Source organism: Candidatus Symbiopectobacterium sp. NZEC135, assembly GCF_025962695.1.
The window spans coordinates 1-16,657 of sequence record NZ_JAGFPF010000026.1; the positions used below are offsets into that span (position 1 = coordinate 1).

Here is a 16,657-nt window from a genome sequence, read left to right on the forward strand (position 1 = left end):
GCGGTGCCCGGCATCACCCACACTCGCGCCTGGCGGCAGCAACGTATTGTTGCCATCGATCAGGCGCTGGTGCTAGGTATGGGACCCCGGGTGGCACAAGCAGTGCAGACGCTGAGTGCTGGGTTTTATCCGGGGCCTTAATCGCATCTCTTACATCCACGTGTACTCACTGATGGCTTAACCTTGATTAATTTATGACTATCAGGCTTGCCCTCTTAAGAGGACAAACCTGAATTTTTACTAATGTTGGCTACTTAAAAAGTAAGAAATCATTAAAGCGCTTTATTACACACCATCCAATTAATGGTGCCGCTGATACGCACGTCACCCGAAGGCATATGAAGGAGCGACGTATTTATGGAACTCCAATAGTAACTATTGAAGTTACCGAGGAACCCAGATCCTGAATAAACACTCGCATCTCCCCATTCTCCCCATAAACTTCCGTACGCACGAATGCCGCTCCCTTGAGAGAGCAGAGTTCCTGCTGGCTGTGACAATCCCTGATCTGTGCACCACTGTTTTGCACTTGCCCATGTAGATGCATTACCTCCATTATTTGTAAACCACTGCTTAACAGTAAATGTATAGACCAGCGGGTCTAAACCATGCTTCGATGTTGCAGTGATTGTCACAGGGCCAGAGGGGGTATTGTTGAGTGTCACTTGGCCTGCATTATTAACGGTTGCTGCACCTGGCTGATTCGAGCTCCACGTATAATCCGTGGGATTTGTGTTTGTATTTAATGTAAACGTTGCGGCAGTAAACCCTGTGGAAGGAAACTGAGCGTCGAGTCCAAACTGATGACCATTGGCGGTGATATCGGTTAAACGAATAACCTCAAAACGCGAAACCTTGGCTTTCGTCGTGTGCGTGCCCACTGTTGCCGTTACCTGATTATCTCCGGCAACCCGACTGGTCAGCGTGGTTTGCGCTACGCCCTGCGCATCCGTCTGGACAGTGGATGTGGTTAATGTCGCATTACCGCTCGTTACCGCAAAGGTCACCGGAATGTCAGGAACCACGTCTCCCAGCCCGTTTTTCACCACAACACTCAATGTATTACTGTCAGTGCCGTTGGCAAGCGCACCGCTAGTTGCTGTGAAGTCCGCATCAGCTATCGTTGCCGTGCCCTCATCCGCCACAAAGCTGACATTGACCGTCTGGCTCTTGCTGTTCACCGTCGCCGTCACCGTACTGCTTCCAGCTGTAGTACTGGTCAGCGTCGCCGTGGCGATTCCGTCCGCACCCGTGGTGCCGATCACCGTGTTCACCGTGGCTCCGTTATTCGCCGAGAAGCTCACCGTCTGACCCGCGACCTTGTTACCGCTCGCATCCGTCACCACCGCCTGCACGGCATTATTCTCAGTACCGTTGGCCGCGGCATCGTCTGCCGTCACCGTCAGGTTAGCCGCCGTGATTTCTGCCGTTGTGCCGTCGGCCACAAAGCTGACACTGACCGTCTGGCTCTTGCCGTTCACCGTCGCGGTCACCGTACTGCTTCCAGCTGTAGTACTGGTCAGCGTCGCAGTGGCGATGCCGTCCGCACCCGTGGTGCCGATCACGGTGGTGACAGTAGCACCGTTATTCGCCGAGAAGTTCACCGTCTGACCCGCGACCTTGTTACCGCTGGCATCCGTCACCACCGCCTGCACGGCATTAGTCTCGGTACCGTTGGCCGCGGCATCGTCTGCCGTCACCGTCAGGTTAGCCGCCGTGATTTCTGCCGTCGTGCCATCCGCCACAAAGCTGACACTGACCGTCTGGCTCTTGCTGTTCACCGTCGCCGTCACCGTACTGCTTCCAGCTGTAGTACTGGTCAGCGTCGCCGTGGCGATTCCGTCCGCACCCGTGGTGCCGATCACCGTGGTGACAGTAGCACCGTTATTCGCCGAGAAGCTCACCGTCTGACCCGCAACCTTGTTACCGCTGGCATCCGTCACCACCGCCTGCACGGCATTAGTCTCGGTACCGTTGGCCGCGGCATCGTCTGCCGTCACCGTCAGGTTAGCCGCCGTGATTTCTGCCGTCGTGCCATCCGCCACAAAGCTGACACTGACCGTCTGGCTCTTGCCGTTTACCGTCGCGGTCACCGTACTGCTTCCAGCTGTAGTGCTGGTCAGCGTCGCCGTGGCGATTCCGTCCGCACCCGTGGTGCCGATCACCGTGGTGACCGTGGCTCCGTTATTCGCCGAGAAGCTCACCGTCTGACCCGCAACCTTGTTACCGCTGGCATCCGTCACCACCGCCTGCACCGCATTAGTCTCGGTACCGTTGGCCGCGGCATCGTCTGCCGTCACCGTCAGGTTAGCCGCCGTGATTTCTGCCGTCGTGCCATCCGCCACAAAGCTGACACTGACCGTCTGACTCTTGCCGTTCACCGTCGCGGTCACCGTACTGCTTCCAGCTGTAGTACTGGTCAGCGTCGCCGTGGCGATTCCGTCCGCACCCGTGGTGCCGATCACAGTGGTGACAGTAGCACCGTTATTCGCCGAGAAGTTCACCGTCTGACCCGCGACCTTGTTACCGCTGGCATCCGTCACCACCGCCTGCACGGCATTAGTCTCGGTACCGTTGGCCGCGGCATCGTCTGCCGTCACCGTCAGGTTAGCCGCCGTGATTTCTGCCGTCGTGCCATCCGCCACAAAGCTGACACTGACCGTCTGGCTCTTGCCGTTCACCGTCGCGGTCACCACGCTGGTGCCCGCCGTGGTGCTGGTCAGCGTCGCCGTGGCGATTCCGTCCGCACCCGTGGTGCCGATCACCGTGGTCACCGTGGCTCCGTTATTCGCCGAGAAGCTCACCGTCTGACCCGCGACTTTGTTACCGCTCGCATCCGTCACCACCGCCTGCACCGCATTGGTCGTCGTACCGTTAGCCACTGCATCGTTTGCTGTCACCGTGAGGTTGGCTGCGGTGATTTCTGCCGTCATGCCGTCTGCCACAAAGGTGGTTGCCACGGTCTGGCTCTTGCCGTTTACCGTCGCGGTCACCACGCTAACGCCCGCCGTGGTGCTGGTCAGCGTCGCCGTGGCGATTCCGTCCGCACCCGTGGTGCCGATCACCGTGGTCACCGTGGCTCCGTTATTCGCCGAGAAGCTCACCATCTGACCCGCGACCTTGTTACCGCTCGCATCCGTCACCACCGCCTGCACGGCATTAGTCTCGGTACCGTTGGCCGCGGCATCGTCTGCCGTCACCGTCAGGTTAGCCGCCGTGATTTCTGCCGTCGTGCCATCCGCCACAAAGCTGACACTGACCGTCTGACTCTTGCCGTTCACCGTCGCGGTCACCGTACTGCTTCCAGCTGTAGTACTGGTCAGCGTCGCCGTGGCGATTCCGTCCGCACCCGTGGTGCCGATCACCGTGGTCACCGTGGCTCCGTTATTCGCCGAGAAGCTCACCGTCTGACCCGCGACTTTGTTACCGCTCGCATCCGTCACCACCGCCTGCACCGCATTGGTCGTCGTACCGTTAGCCACTGCATCGTTTGCTGTCACCGTCAGATTGGTCTCAGAAACACTGGCCGTACTGAGTTCAACAGTAATCCGTAGCGTTGAGCGTGAAGAAGCATTTCCTTGGCTATCGTAGGCCACGGCACTTAGGGTATGCGTATTGCTGTTAATATTGCGTGCATACTGATAGGGGGGCAACGTTATCGTCACCCATTGTGGTGACACCTGCGTAATGCCACCGCCAGCAGCGAGTAGTGCACCACTATCCCAATCGATTCGCTCAAGGGCATGCCGGCTATCAACCAGTGCATTCACCGAGACCCTTGTGCCAGCCTCTCCGCTAATCTGATCGGGAAGGGTTAGGCGGATCAGATCCTGCTTTTGGTACTCCAGCACGATATTGTTATTTCGCTCGACCAGATCATAGCGACTACCGGCCAATGTACGGCTCGATGCTACCGCAGAAGGATTAATATGCGACTGCCAGGATTCACCCAAGCGGTAATTCAATTGAAAATTCAGGTTACTGTCAGATTTTCCGCCCTTCCCTGCACGGTGTTCTGCACCTGCGGTGAATAACGGAATCGGGGTGTAATTAACACCCGCCGTAATGGCATAGGGATCTTTCTGACGATTATTTTTACCGAACAAAGCGACATCATTACCACGATATTGCTCATACATAAGCTTACCGCCCAGTTGTGGATAGGCAGGTAAATACGCTTCGGCACGAACATCATAGCCGTTCGCGGGACGTTCGTAATAATCAATAAAATCACGTGATTGATGCCAATCTGTCAGACCAAAATAGCTATTTGCCGATAATTTCACATAGTCAGCCCAGGCCTCGGCACCCACACCGACCCGACGGTTATTACCTGTAAGATCATTGTCAAAAAAAGTATTAACACCGTACATCCAATTATCCTGGAAGGTTCGGTAACCGACACCGGCATTCAGCGTATTGCGGCTGTCCTTATTGCGCGCACCAAGTTGAGTAAATATCAGATTTTTGCTGTTATCCCGCAAAGGCACCAGAACATCGACTGCGCTGCCATCAAGCTTGAAATCATCATTGATGTTCAATTGTACTCGGGCAGTACCATACTGATTCAGCCACTGCTGGGCTGAGGTGTTGACTTGATTGTTGGCCGCCGAGCGTGCCATCTGCTCAGCCGATTTGGCAGTATTTTTGCTGGTCAGCAGCGTTGCACCGGCCATTGTATGGTTTTCAAGTCGGTTTTCTGTCTGCACAGGCGGTTGATTATCGACTGAAAAGGGGGAGCGCTTACGTGGCACCTCAATTTCATCGCCGGTTGTCAGGGCGGAGAACGGTTTGGAAAATGTTCTGTATTGATTGATTTTTTTTAATTCTTCAACAGAAATCCCGTGTTTTTTTGCAATAGAATTTACATTCTCTTTTGGACCTAAAATATAAGGTTCCGTTGCAGGAGGTAAGCGTGTAGTCTCTGCGATAACAGCCGCTATTGCCGGAGAAAAAGAGAGCGTCAGGGGAAATAGCACCTGAAATAAGACATTGGCCCAAACCACTACAGTGGCTTTGCGCGAGAGAGAATACACAGAGTTTTCTTTTTTAGAGAAAAAATAACCAAATGACATACAACAGACCCAGAATAATATAAAAATCAATTAAATAGTAACTAAATTTAGCCATTTGAATTTCACAACACAAGAAACAACAACTGAAATAAAAAATTTTAGGAATTTGATTTCATAAGCCAAGTAAATAAATTTACAATATTTTTCAATATATTAAAATTATTACATTGAGCGTTTTTTTAAAGCAATTTAAATACATTTATATTTTTATCTTTTAAAAAAACCTTCTCCATTATTCTATTTATAACGTATTTTTATATCCGCTAATAAAGATAAAATCGCTACTGTCGATGCACCGCAGCAATCAACGCCTGCCCCAACGAAAGACCACCATCCCCCGCAGGCAAACGCTTTGGTTGCAACACGGTAAAATCAGCCAGTTCCCGATGCAGCAATGTGCTAAGCAGTCGGTTATGCAGAACGCCGCCAGAAAGCACGATAGTGTGAGTATTCCCTTCACGCGCAACCTGACGAGCCAACGCAGCCAATCCCTGCGCCAACGCCACGTGAAAGGCGTGCGCGCGTCGCGCGGGTGATGCCTGATAAGCCAGCCATTGGTGCCAGAATGTCTCCAGATCTAACAGATTGCCGACAAGCGGCATCGATACCGGATGAAACGGGACATCACTTTGCCATGCCAACGCTTCCAACTGGCAGGCGGCTTCACCTTCCCAGCTTTGTTCACGCACGCCAAATCCCGTTGCCGCCGCAACCGCATCGAACAGTCGTCCGGCCGATGAACTGTGCGGGGATTGCACGCCGCGCTCAATCGCTTTGATCAACAAAGGCAGCGCATGCTGAGGAAACTGCTCCGCCTGCGGTTGTTCTCGCCAGTCAGGCACAAAACGCAGCCACTGCGCTAGCAAGTTACGCCACGGCTGGCGGGCCGCCAGATCCGCACCCGGCAATGCGACCGCAGGCAGTCCGCCCCGATGAGAGCAGGAACGGTAATCGGCCAGCAAACATTCACCGCCCCACCATTGGCCCTTTTCGCCATAACCAATGCCATCCAGCGTCAAGCCAACAACCGGTCCGGCATTGCGCGGCCAACCGTGCTCCGCCAGACAGGCGGCAATATGGGCATGGTGATGTAACACGTCATGGCAGGCAATACTGGCATGCTCGGCGCGCTGATGCCCGAGGCGGTGGCTGATATAGCCAGGATGCGCATCCACGGCAATCGCCGTGGGTGTGAAGCGATAAATGTCCTCAAAGAGTGCTATCGCGTTTTGATACTGTTGCTCAACATCACTGTCGGTGAGATCGCCCAGATGCTGGCTGACAATGGCATACCCATCGCGTAGTAAACAGAAGGTGTTCTTGAGATCGGCGCCCATCGCCAACAGTGCGGGTTGGTGCTCGAAACCGGGCGGCAGTGTAAACGCATCAGGTACATACCCGCGAGCACGACGCAGCATTTCAGCATCGCTGCCAACAAGACGCACCAGCGAGTCGTCGGCACGTTGCACGATATCACGGTTATGCAATAGCCAGAGATCGGCCAACCCATTGAGATCGTTTAACGCTTGCGCATTGGTCAGTGCAGGCGGTTTTCCGCTGGCATTACCAGAGGTCATCACCAGTGGGCGATCCACCCGTGCCAGCAGGAGATGCTGGAGCGGGTTGGCGGGCAACATCAGCCCGACTTCACACAATCCAGGCGCAATGGCATCACACAGCGCACCATCAGGTTTCAACGGCAACAACACAATGGGTGCAGCCGCACTCTTCATCAGGTTGAGTGCAGGCGCTTCATCCGTGAGTTGTGCACAACGCGATAGCCAGCGTTCATCAGGCAACATCACCGCCAACGGTTTTCCGGGACGACGCTTGCGTTGGCGCAATTGCTCTACCGCATGTTGTTGTGTGGCATCGCACGCCAGATGAAAACCACCCAGCCCTTTGACGGCAACGATCTGCCCCGCTTGCAGCGCCCTCGCAGCCCACTCCAGCGCCGTATCCCCCCGAGCCAGTTCGTTGCCGGTAGCATCGCACAACCACAGGTGTGGCCCACAATCCGGGCAGGCCGTCGGTTGGGCATGAAAGCGTCGATCGGCAGGGTTTTGGTATTCACTGGCGCACGGCGAACACAGAGAAAACGTCGCCATCGCCGTATTGGGCCTGTCGTAAGGCATATGGCGAATAATGGTAAAACGCGGCCCGCAGTGAGTACAGTTGATAAAGGGATAGTGATAACGCCGATTGCCGGGTGTCATCAGCTCTTGCTGACAGGCAGGACAGGTTGCCGCATCAGGCACTACCTGCGTATCCATCGCTCCCGCACCGCTGTGGGCGATGCTAAAGTCGGTAGGTTCCTGCTCCCATTCATACGGGTGTGATTCGATACTGTCGATATGGGCCAGCGGTGGGCATTCGCGGGCAAGGCCGTCAAGGAACACGGCAACCCGTGGAGACATCACCAGATGAATCAGCACCCCTGCGCTGTCGTTGCTGACATTGCCGCACAGTTGATGCCGATGCGCCAGTTGCCACACGTAAGGGCGAAACCCCACCCCCTGCACTTTGCCTTTAACGCGGATGCGAATGCCGTTGCTCATAGTAGGCGCTACACTCCAGAGGAATAAGGGCCGCCGTTGTTGCGCTAGCAGATACGCGGCATAGGTTCGTTATGCGGCAAATCTAACAGTCGTGACGTGCCGAATATGCCGCGCAGACGCACCTGCGTCGATACCGTCGCTTCACCAATGGTAACAGCCTCTTTGCCCAACGGATGCGCATGCAGTGCGTCAAGCACCGCCTGCTCCGCCTGCGGAGCCACTGCCAGCACCAGTTTGCCTTCATTGGCAAAGTTCAGCGCTTCCAACCCGAGAATTTCGCAGATACCCCGCACCGCCGATTTCAGAGGCAGTGCCGCCTCGTCAATCACCATACCGCAGCCGCTGGCTTGCGCGTATTCATGCAGGATGGCCGTCACACCACCGCGGGTAGCATCACGCAGCGCACGCACCCCGTCGATCGCACGCAAAGGCGCAATCATCGGCGTCAGCGCAGCGCAGTCGCTGCTGAGTTCCGCTTCCAGGCCCAATTTTTCGCGCAGATTAAGGATGGTCGCACCGTGATCGCCCAGGGTCCCGGTAACGATGATTTTATCACCGGCACGGATCTGCGCTGCGCCCCAATTGATCTCGGCTGGAATAACGCCAATTCCTGCCGTGTTGATAAACAGTTTGTCGGCGGCACCGCGCGGCACCACCTTGGTATCCCCGGTCACAATCTGCACGCCCGCCTGCTGCGCGGTGTGCGCCATGGACGTTACGATACGGGTCAGGTCCTCGCCGGAAAACCCTTCTTCAATGATAAAGCCGCAAGAAAGATAAAGCGGTTGTGCACCGCTGACCGCCAGATCGTTAACCGTGCCGCATACGGCCAGCTTGCCAATATCGCCTCCGGGGAAGAAAATCGGATCGATGACATAACTGTCGGTCGTAAACGCCAGACGATCGCCCTGCTGCGTTAATGGGGCCAGCGGCATACGCGCTTGATCTTCCCGTTGTCCGAGCAGCGGGTTATCAAATGCGGTTAAAAACAATGAAGCAATCAGTTGCTGCATGGCCTGACCGCCGCTGCCGTGCGCCAGCGTTATCTCTTTGGGCGGTTTGCTAATATTCACTTAAACGTCACTCCCGACGGGACTTTCTTCCCGGCGATATTGATAATAGGCGGCACAGGCCCCTTCCGACGATACCATCAGTGCACCAATGGCGTTCTCTGGCGAGCAGCGCGAGGCAAACAGCGGACAATCCGCAGGTTTGCAGCGACCAGTCAATACATCACCACAGCGTGACAGCGGTTCATCGGCCACTCGTTGCTGACGGGGTTGAAAGCGACGTTCGGCATCATAGTCATGATAGGCCGCGCGCAATTGCATGCCGGAATCGGCTATCTCACCCAGTCCGCGCCATTCACTGCTGGCCTTGATTTCAAACACCTCGTCCATCGCTTTTTGCGCCAGTCCATTACCGCTGTCCGGCACAATGCGACGGTACTGATTTTCTACCTGGCAGCGCGCTTCACGCAGTTGCGTCACCAGCATCAGCAACGCTTGCAGTATATCCAGCGGTTCAAACCCGGTAATCACAAACGGCTTATGAAACGCATCGCACAACGGTTGATACGGCGAGGCACCGATCACCATGCTAACGTGACCCGGTGCCAGAAAACCGTCGATGCGGATATCCGGCTGCTCCAGCAAGCTGCGCAAGGTGGGGATAATGGTGATGTGCTGGCAGAAAAGCGAGAAATTATGAATGCCGCGCCGTTTGGCCTGCTGTAGTGTCAGCGCCGTGCTGGGCATGGTGGTTTCAAACCCCAGCCCGAAAAACACCACCTGACGCTCAGGGTATTTCTCCGCCAGCGCCAGCGCATCCAACGGCGAGTAAACAATGCGCACATCCGCACCGTGACGGCGTGCATCCAGCAAGGAGCCGTTGCGTCCCGGTACACGCATCGCATCGCCGAAGGTACAGAAGATCACTTCCGGGTGCGAGGCGATTTCGATGCAGGCATCAATGCGCCCCATCGGCAGCACACACACCGGGCAACCGGGACCATGCACAAATTCGATCTCCGGCGGCAATAGCCGATCTAACCCAAACTTGAAGATGGCGTGAGTGTGCCCGCCGCACACTTCCATCAGTTGCAACGGCTGTTCACGCCAGTGCGGCATCGCCGCCACCTGCTTTTCAATTTCCCGCAGCAGCGTTTTGGCTAATTCAGGATCGCGAAACTCATCAACGTACTGCATAACCGTCCCCGTGCTGGCGCATTTCGTCCAGCTCCAGTCCAACTGCCTGCATGGATTGCAGTGCGTCCAGCGTGTCCTGGGCTTCCTGCTCATCGAGCAGGCTCATGGCAAACCCAACGTGCACCAATACCCACTGGCCGATCAATTCTGCCGGTTCACCTTCGCACACCAGTGCGATATTCACCGCACGCTGCACACCGCACACATCCACCAGCGCCGGTTGGTGAATATCTTCACCGACCGACACCACTTTACCCGGAATGCCTAAGCACATTGTTGTGCCTCCAGCCAGGCGAACCATTCATCCATCCCCTCGCCGCTGCGGGCTGAGAGGGCAATCACTTGAATATCCGGGTTCACACGGCGCGCATACGCGATGCAGGCGTCCAGATCGAAATCCAGATACGGCAGCAGATCGATCTTGTTTATAATCATTAAGGCGGCAGCAGAAAACATATGCGGATATTTCAGCGGTTTATCTTCACCTTCTGTCACCGAGAGCACCGCCACTTTATGGCGTTCACCAAGGTCAAACCCCGCCGGGCACACCAGATTGCCGACGTTTTCGATAAACAGAATGCTGTTATCCGCCAATTGCAGACGATGCGCGGCATCATGCACCATTTGCGCATCCAGATGGCAGCCCTTCCCGGTGTTCACCTGAATGGCGCTCACCCCGGTGGCACGAATACGTTCAGCATCGTTGGTGGTCTGTTGATCACCTTCGATGACGGCGCAAGGAACATGGCTGCTGATACGATCAAGCGTTTGTGTCAACAAGGTAGTTTTACCGGAACCGGGGCTGGAAACCAGGTTGAGCGCCAGAATATGTTGTGCAGAAAAATGTTCGCGGTTATGTTCAGCCAGCGCATTGTTTTTGCTCAGCACATCCATTTCAATCTGCAACAGACGCTGTTGTGCCATGCCCGGTGCGTGCGTTCCTGCTTCCCCCTGCCCGTAGTGCAGATCTGAACCGTTCACTTGCGGCTGAAAAACGGCCTGTTGATGCGAATCATGGTGGTGATCGTGATGGTGGTCATCATGATCATGATGGTGTGCATGCGCGTGTCCCTGTTCTACGCCGCGCTTTGACACCACTTTGCTTTCGCCGTGATAGTGGTGGTGAACATCACCGTTATGATGGTAATGGTGGTGATGAATCACAACATAGCGCGGCGAGCCAGCCTCTTCCGGCATGGCGTCATCAGCGTGATGATGCGGATGATGATGGGCATGCGCGTGTTGGTGCGTATGCGCATGATCGTGGTGATCGTGCCCGTGGTGATGCCCATGATGATGGCCGTGGGTATGTTCATGAGCATGATGGTCATGCTCATCACCTTCAATTCTGCGTTCCCCTTCGCCGCAGCCACATGTGGTACACATAGGAACTGACTCCTTACGGTGTTGAACCGCGTTACTCTACTGCTAACTGTTTCAATTGCAGGCTATCGCCTTCATCAATTCGCAGGTTATAGCTGCCACACTGCGGGCAACCCGCACCGTGGCGCGAAATGTCAACCACCGCGCTGCACTCCCAGCACCAGGCCTGGGCAGCGCGTACGGCAACGTGTAACTCGCATCCCTCCGCCAGCGTTTGTCGGCAAACGGATTCAAAGCAAAAGCGCAATGCGCTCTCTTCGATGCAGGACAGCGCCCCGATTTCCAGCCATACGCCAGTGACTTTATGCGCACCGTGTTGACGCGCCTGCTGCTCAATCAACTCTAGCGTGCTATAGCATAGGGATATCTCATGCATGCTACGCATTCCCTCGCAGGAACAGTGCACGACGGCTGAGATTACGCGGCGCATTGGCATCTACCACCGGGAGCGACAGCGCCATGCGCGCGCTCTGTTCTGCCAGCGTTAACGCCTGCTGAGCCGACATCAGGGGATCGATGGGCGACATCAGTGAACAGGAAAGATACTGGTGATTTTGGCCGCTCGCGTCGGCGATTTCGCTCACCATGAACGTGACGTTGCCGCACGGCAATTGCAGCGCCAAACGCTCACCGGTCGTGCGTCGTGACCACACCTGATCCGGCCCCGGCAACACCAGCAAACTTAGGGTCCAGGGCGTTAACAAACAGCCGACCCACTGCTGTTCAAACAGTGTGAAACCACATGTTTTTACCGGAATGGCGGCACGATAAAACGGTAAAGTTTGCATATCACTGTGCGCGACGCGGGTAAACGCCGCTTCCAGCCAGACGGCGGGAGAATCCGCGAAACCCAACGTATCCTCACTCACACCGCTATCGGTCACCATTGAGGGATCGTCGACACGCGCACTCATACGCAGTGCTCCACCGACAAGCAGGTGGTGGGATACGCCGCCTGTTCCTGTGGCGTTTTTCTGCGAACCGTGATGCCGCTGGCGCTCAGTGCCGCCAGAATCTGCGCCAGCGCAGGTTCGACAGCGCGCTGCACACAGTCGCTAAGCCCAATCGTTGACTCCAAGGACTGTGGCTCTACGCCAACCAGCATTAACCGACGAGGAAACTCGTCCGTCAGTTGTAGTGCCATCAGCACATCCGCCAACCCTAACTGGTGCGGGGAAATTTTGCGGGTAAACAGCGCAGGCACTTCATTGTCACGCAGCACGGTCACGGTGCCCGGCGCGCTGCCGGTCAGCACCGCATCGGCAACGATCATGTGCTCACGTTTGGCCATGGTTTCAAGCAACTCCATGCCCGCCGTGCCGCCATCGACGATATCAATTTCCGGTGAGAACGCGTATTGCCGTTCCAACGCTTCAATAATGCGCACGCCAACTGCTTCATCACTCAGCAGCAGATTGCCAATCCCTAACACCAATATTTTCATGATGAACCCTTTTACGACATCCTTCTCGTCATTCCCGCCAATGCGGGAATGACGAACAACAGCGTGACCGTTACAGCACTTTCACTCGGGTGACTTCATTGCCGTTCACCGCGTCAACCACGTGCACGGCACAAGACATGCAGGGGTCAAAGGAGTGAATGGTACGCACCACTTCCAGCGGTTTGTGCGGATCGGCCACCGGCGTACCCACCAACGATTGCTCGTAAGGCCCAGGTACCCCTTCAAAGTTACGCGGTCCGGAGGTCCAGGTTGAAGGCACCACCGCCTGATAGTTGGTGATCTTGCCGTTCTTGAACACAATCCAGTGCGACAGCATACCGCGCGGCATTTCGCCAAACCCGACGCCACGGTACTCTTTGTCCGGGGTGAAATCCGGCTTGATAAAGGTCTGATGGTCACCTTTACCAATGTTGGTCACCAATGCCTGCCACTGCTGCGCCAAAGTATCTTTCAACACGCAGCAATGCACGGTGCGGCCAATCACACGGCCTAGCGTCGAGTGCAGATGCTTCTCTTCCAGCGTTTTACCGGTCAGCGCTTTATACAGACCAGAAACCTGCGCGAAATGGGCTTCCGTGTCTTTGTGTTTGGCCGCCAAACCGCACAGTAACCAAGCCAGCGGCCCGACTTCGACGGTTTTGCCGTAGAACGTTGGCGCTTTCACCCAGGTGTATTTGCCATCATCCTGCCAGCCGGTGTAGTTGGGGCGAGTTAACCCTTCCCACGGTGCTAGCGGTTCATCATCTTTATACCAAGCATGCTTACCACTTTCTTTGATGCCGTCGATCAAAAACGCATCGTTGTGGCTGGTGATCGGACGATATTTGCTGAAATCACCGTTTTCCAGATAACCGCCGGTCAACAGGAAGTTGCCGCCTTTATTGTCGGTCGGTAATTCAGGCACGCTCAGGTAGTGATCGGCCCCTTTGCCCAACGTCAGCCACTCAGGGTAGTGCGCAGCGATAACCGCGCAATCCACTTTGTAAACCTGCTCGATAAAATCTCCCAGACGATCGATGAACGATTTCACGTACATCAGGCGTTCCATGGTCAGCACCGCAGGGGCATCGAGATTGATCGCGTTTGCCACACCACCGACCGCCAAGTTCTGGATGTGTGGCGTTTTGCCGCCCAGAATAGCAACGATGCGGTTCGCATCACGCTGGCATTCCAGCGCTTGCAGGTAGTGAGCGACAGCAATCAGGTTCACTTCCGGCGGCAGCGCCATGGCGGGGTGTCCCCAATAGCCGTTGGCGAAGATCCCCAGTTGACCACTGGCCACCAGATCTTTGATCTTCTGCTGCACTTTGGTGAATTCAGCCGCGCTGTTCAGCGACCAGGTGGATGCGCCTTTCAACAGGGCTTCCGCCTTGTTCGGATCCGCTTTCAACGCCGCCGTCACATCGACCCAATCGAGCGCCGACAGTTGGTAGAAGTGGACAATATGGTCATGAATGCTGTGTGCTGCCAGAATCAGGTTGCGGATGTACTGTGCGTTGACCGGTACGTTCAACCCGAGCGCGTTTTCCACCGCGCGCACTGATGCGATGGCGTGCACCGTGGTACATACCCCACAGATACGCTGCACAATCATCCACGCATCGCGCGGATCCTGACCTTTAACGATTTCTTCCATTCCCCGCCACATGGTCCCGGAAGACCAGGCTTTAGTGACTTTCCCTTGCTCAATTTCGCAATCAATGCGCAGGTGCCCTTCGATACGGGTAATAGGATCAATGGTGATGCGTTGGCTCATGCTTTACCTCGGCCTGATAATTCTTATGAACGCTTCCCAGTGCGGGAAGAACCGGCAACAACCGGATTAACAAGATGTATGCGCACACTTCAATGGCGACAAATCCCATAGAGATCAGCACTTCTTGTGCCGCAGGGAAATAGTGGTAGCCACCGCCAGGATTGAACGCCAACAGTGAATAGCTCAAACGCCACAGTGCCGCACCGAACAGCATGCTGAGACCGCCGACGAACAGCCAGCGCGAATCGTCACGCGCTCCCGGCAACCGGAACAGCACCAGCGGGAACGCCATCAGCGCAGCTTCACACCAGAACATGATGGAGAAGCGATCGCCGCTGAACAGATAGCCGGTTTTGTTGTGCCACAACAGTTCGCCAAAGCGCAGCACCAGGAACAGCACCAGCAATACCTGTGTTATCGCGCTCAACTTGGTAAACAACGGGCGTTCATTGGGACCACGACCTTTCAGCCCGGCCTGCACCAGCGATCCTTCAAACGTGACGATGGAGAAGCCCATGATGAAGGCCGTCAACAACGACAGCAGCGGCAGCAACTCATAGCTTTGCCACAGTGGATGCACCTTGTATCCCGCCGAAATCATCAGCGATCCCATGGAGGATTGGTGCATGGTGGGCAGCAATGCGCCGAGCGAGATGATAAAGAACATCACCTTGTTGAGGTGCTTCAGCGCTTTCTTCCATCCGAACCGTTCGAACACCACGGGCGCAAACTCCAACGCCATTACGCCGATGTAGATAGTCATACAAACGGCGGTTTCAAACAGCACCGAGTTGGTGTTGAAGAAGCCGGGAATGTAGAAGTACGGCAGGTTCCAGTAACGGCCGACGTCGATGGTGATGGACAGCCCACCCAGCGAGTAGCCGAACAGGCTCGCCAACAGCGCAGGACGCACCAGTGGGTGATATTCCCCACGGTTAAACACATAAACCGCCCAAGCCAACGCCCAACCGCCGCAGGCAAACCCGGTGCCCACCAGCAGGTCAAACGCGATCCACAGTCCCCACGGATAGCCCCCGTTCAGGGCTGCTACCGCGCCGATACCAAAGATAAGCCGCCGCAGAATCAATACGCCGCAAATCACCGCAAGCGGTGCCAGCAGCATCACCGGCCAACTGACCAGACGCCCGCCCAGCGGGCTGGCTTTATGCGCCGTCATGATCGTTCTCCTGATCTTTCTTCGGATGATGCGGATCGGCGTGGTGTTCGTCGTCCGCCTTGCGTTCATCCTTGGTATTACGGTGTACCAGCACAGAAAGCCCGGCTAACACCGCCAGCGGCAACACCATGCCTTTATACAAGGTGTGCTGAACGTGCTCAGATCGCGCGCCGGTAGACAGCTCATCCAGTTGCGGCAGATCGAGGTTTTGGTAGGGAACCCCTGCCATCACCAGTACCTGTGTGCCGCCCGCCTCTTTTTCACCGTAAATATGGCGATCGTAGGTCGGAATGGTGTGCAGGTAAGTATCTTTAGCCCCCAGTGTCTGGCGCGGATAGTGGTACTCATCGCCCGGTTTCATTGCCATACGGCGTTTGGCTTCATCCAGCAATTCTTCACGGGTGCCAAAGATCACCGCGCCGGTTGGGCACACTTCCACGCATCCAGGCATGCCGCCTTTATCCAACCGCTCCAACCCTTTCTGGTTACACAGCTCGCACTTGTGCAGTTTGCCGAACGGGTTTTCGTAGTCGTATTTGGGGATGTTGAACGGGCACGCCACCATGCAGTAACGACAACCGGTGCAAACGCTGGCGTCATAATGCACAACACCGGTTTTGGCATCTTTTTTCAGCGCGCTGACCGGACAAACCGAGACACAGTTCGGATCGACACAGTGCATACACTGCTTCTTGATGTAGGCATAACCGTTATCAACCTGGTCTTTGTTTTGACCCGTGCCAGTACTCCACACTTGAATGATGTTGTTGGTGTAAGGGCTCAACTTGTCATTGTTGGACCAGGTAGGTGAACCACCGGCATAAATCTGGCTATCCGGTCGATAGGCCAATTCATTAACCTGCTGACACTCGGTCACACACGCTTGGCAACCTACGCACAGCGTAGAGTCGTAAAGCATGCCCAATGCACCGGGGATCGGCGGTCGATTGGTCGCCGCTGCCTTAGCGGCAAACGGCGTTCCCGCCATGACCGCGCTGGCAGAGGCTAGCTTGAAAAAATTGCGTCTGTTCACGGC

The 16,657-nt window shown here is 55.6% G+C and carries 12 protein-coding genes and 1 pseudogene; 1 reads left to right on the forward strand and 12 read right to left on the reverse strand.

The genetic code is table 11. From position 1 onward, the window contains the following. Positions 1-141: pseudogene (locus J5224_RS13835) on the forward strand (hemin ABC transporter substrate-binding protein); the annotation flags it as partial. A gap of 131 nt (positions 142-272) precedes the next feature. On the opposite strand, the gene yrIlm reads toward J5224_RS13835, so the two are convergent. The 12 genes from yrIlm to hybA all read right to left on the reverse strand — a co-directional run bounded on the left by yrIlm (position 273) and on the right by hybA (position 16,654). Next, positions 273-5,075, reverse strand: a complete 4,803-nt coding sequence (yrIlm, locus tag J5224_RS13840; RefSeq protein ID WP_319802442.1) for a YrIlm family inverse autotransporter adhesin — start codon at positions 5,073-5,075, stop codon at positions 273-275. A 281-nt stretch (positions 5,076-5,356) separates the two neighbouring features. Continuing rightward, on the reverse strand, positions 5,357-7,633 hold the full coding sequence (hypF, locus tag J5224_RS13845) for a carbamoyltransferase HypF (RefSeq protein ID WP_264625924.1): 2,277 nt from the start codon (positions 7,631-7,633) through the stop codon (positions 5,357-5,359). Positions 7,634-7,677: 44 nt separating this feature from the next. Further along, positions 7,678-8,706 (reverse strand): hydrogenase expression/formation protein HypE, encoded by a 1,029-nt coding sequence (gene hypE / locus J5224_RS13850; protein ID WP_413544676.1) that lies wholly within the window; start codon positions 8,704-8,706, stop codon positions 7,678-7,680. Then, the gene (hypD, locus tag J5224_RS13855; RefSeq protein ID WP_264625925.1) at positions 8,707-9,840 is read right to left on the reverse strand and encodes a hydrogenase formation protein HypD; all 1,134 of its coding nucleotides are present in this window, start codon (positions 9,838-9,840) and stop codon (positions 8,707-8,709) included. Next, positions 9,827-10,114, reverse strand: a complete 288-nt coding sequence (gene hybG, locus J5224_RS13860; protein WP_252317407.1) for a hydrogenase maturation factor HybG — start codon at positions 10,112-10,114, stop codon at positions 9,827-9,829. Before hybG ends, hypD begins: the two co-directional genes overlap by 14 nt. Beyond that, entirely contained in the window at positions 10,105-11,226 is a 1,122-nt protein-coding gene (gene hypB / locus J5224_RS13865; protein ID WP_264625926.1) for a hydrogenase nickel incorporation protein HypB, read from the reverse strand. Before hypB ends, hybG begins: the two co-directional genes overlap by 10 nt. A gap of 31 nt (positions 11,227-11,257) precedes the next feature. Next, positions 11,258-11,599, reverse strand: coding sequence for a hydrogenase maturation nickel metallochaperone HypA (gene hypA / locus J5224_RS13870; RefSeq protein WP_264625927.1), 342 nt, complete (start codon positions 11,597-11,599; stop codon positions 11,258-11,260). A 1-nt stretch (position 11,600) separates the two neighbouring features. Then, positions 11,601-12,110, reverse strand: a complete 510-nt coding sequence (gene hybE, locus J5224_RS13875; RefSeq protein WP_264625960.1) for a hydrogenase-2 assembly chaperone — start codon at positions 12,108-12,110, stop codon at positions 11,601-11,603. Between the two features lie 23 nt (positions 12,111-12,133). Continuing rightward, the gene (locus J5224_RS13880; RefSeq protein ID WP_264625928.1) at positions 12,134-12,667 is read right to left on the reverse strand and encodes a HyaD/HybD family hydrogenase maturation endopeptidase; all 534 of its coding nucleotides are present in this window, start codon (positions 12,665-12,667) and stop codon (positions 12,134-12,136) included. A gap of 70 nt (positions 12,668-12,737) precedes the next feature. Continuing rightward, a complete protein-coding gene (gene hybC / locus J5224_RS13885) occupies positions 12,738-14,444 on the reverse strand; it encodes a hydrogenase 2 large subunit (protein WP_264625929.1) in 1,707 nt (568 codons plus the stop codon). Then, on the reverse strand, positions 14,422-15,621 hold the full coding sequence (gene hybB / locus J5224_RS13890) for a Ni/Fe-hydrogenase cytochrome b subunit (RefSeq protein ID WP_264625930.1): 1,200 nt from the start codon (positions 15,619-15,621) through the stop codon (positions 14,422-14,424). The genes hybC and hybB overlap by 23 nt, the downstream gene beginning before the upstream one ends. Then, complete coding sequence (gene hybA, locus J5224_RS13895) at positions 15,608-16,654, reverse strand: hydrogenase 2 operon protein HybA (protein WP_264625931.1); 1,047 nt, start codon at positions 16,652-16,654, stop codon at positions 15,608-15,610. The genes hybB and hybA overlap by 14 nt, the downstream gene beginning before the upstream one ends. Positions 16,655-16,657: the final 3 nt, after the last annotated feature.